A 1,884-nucleotide genomic window follows, 5' to 3' on the forward strand; every position below is an offset into this window, starting at 1 on the left:
TCGCCAAGGAGTTCAACACCATCGCGGTGGATGACGGCATCGCCATGGGCCATGACGGCATGCTCTATTCGCTGCCCAGCCGCGACATCATCGCGGATTCGGTGGAATACATGGTCAATGCGCATTGCGCCGACGCCATGGTGTGCATTTCCAATTGCGACAAGATCACCCCGGGCATGCTGAACGCCGCCATGCGCGTCAATATTCCGGTGGTGTTCGTGTCCGGGGGCCCCATGGAGGCGGGCAAGACCATCGTGCAGGGCAAATTGCAGGCGCTCGACCTGGTCGACGCCATGGTCATGGCCGCCGACGATCATTATTCGGACGAGGATGTGCAGGCGGTGGAGGAGAATGCCTGCCCCACCTGCGGCTCCTGCTCGGGCATGTTCACCGCCAATTCGATGAACTGCCTCACCGAGGCGCTGGGCCTGTCGCTGCCGGGAAATGGCTCGACCCTGGCCACCCATGCCGACCGCAAGCGCCTGTTCCAGGAAGCGGGGCACCTGATCGTCGACCTGGCGCGGCGCTATTACGAGCAGGACGACGAAAGCGTGCTGCCGCGCGCCATCGCCACCAAGGCAGCGTTCGAGAACGCCATGGCGCTCGATATCGCCATGGGCGGCTCGACCAATACGGTGCTGCATATCCTGGCCGCCGCCCATGAAGGCGGGGTGGATTTCACCATGGACGATATCGACGCGCTGAGCCGGCGCGTGCCGGTGCTGTCCAAGGTGGCGCCGGCCAAGGCCGATGTGCATATGGAAGACGTGCACCGCGCCGGCGGCATCATGGCCATTCTGGGCCAGTTGGACCGCGCCGATCTCATCAACCGCAATTCGCCTACCATCCACTCGGCCACCATGGGCGATGCGCTGGACAAGTGGGACGTCTCGCGCACCAATTCGGAAAGCGTGCGCCAGTTCTACATGGCCGCCCCGGGCGGGGTGCGCACCACCCAGGCCTTCAGCCAGGCCAATCGCTGGGCCGAGCTCGACCTCGACCGCCAGAACGGGGTCATCCGCTCGCCCGAGCATCCTTTCTCCAAGGATGGCGGGCTGGCCGTGCTCAAGGGCAATATTGCGCTCGACGGCTGCATCGTGAAGACGGCGGGCGTAGACGATTCCATCCTCAAATTCACTGGCCCGGCGCGGGTGTTCGAGAGCCAGGACGCGACGGTCAGGGCCATTTTGGCCAATCAGATCAAGGCGGGCGACGTGGTCGTCATCCGCTATGAAGGTCCGCGCGGCGGCCCCGGCATGCAGGAAATGCTCTACCCCACCAGCTACCTCAAATCCAAGGGGCTGGGCGCGGCCTGCGCGCTGTTGACCGACGGACGCTTTTCGGGCGGCACCTCGGGGCTCTCCATCGGCCATGTCTCGCCCGAAGCGGCCGAGGGCGGGGCCATTGGCCTGGTGCAGGAGGGGGACATGATCGAGATCGACATTCCCAGCCGCACCATCAACGTGCTGGTGCCGGAGGCTGAAATGGCCCGCCGCCGCGCCGAGCAGGACCAGAAGGGCTGGAAGCCGGCCCAGAAGCGCGAGCGCCACGTCACCGACGCGCTGCGCGCCTATGCCGCCTTCGTCACTTCCGCCGCCAGGGGCGCGGTGCGCGATCTCAGCCGGCTGGACGATTGAGCCAAATCGGCGCCGGCGGGCTCGACGGCCCGCCTGCTCCATGCTAGAGGCTGACGCAGCCACCCAGCCCTCTGCCAAGATGGGCTGGATTGGTCAGGCTCGATAGCGGGGATTCCACCCTCCCTATCGGGCCGACCCAAATTTTCACAGTAAAATCAATATGATAGTGGCGCAAAGCGCCTACTGGCGCCACCCATGGCGGCTTGTGGCTATGGCCTTGCCCCCAGCCACGGTGTCATTCCGGCCT

At 65.2% G+C, this 1,884-nt stretch carries 1 protein-coding gene; it reads left to right on the forward strand.

The window, feature by feature from the left end; translation table 11 throughout:
• Positions 1-1,637: dihydroxy-acid dehydratase (gene ilvD / locus VDP82_RS17615; RefSeq protein ID WP_323016117.1), on the forward strand; the 1,637-nt coding region annotated here is incomplete at its 5' end.
• Between the last annotated feature and the right edge of the window lie 247 nt (positions 1,638-1,884).

The organism is Devosia sp. (assembly GCF_034675085.1).
Lineage (GTDB): Bacteria > Pseudomonadota > Alphaproteobacteria > Rhizobiales > Devosiaceae > Devosia.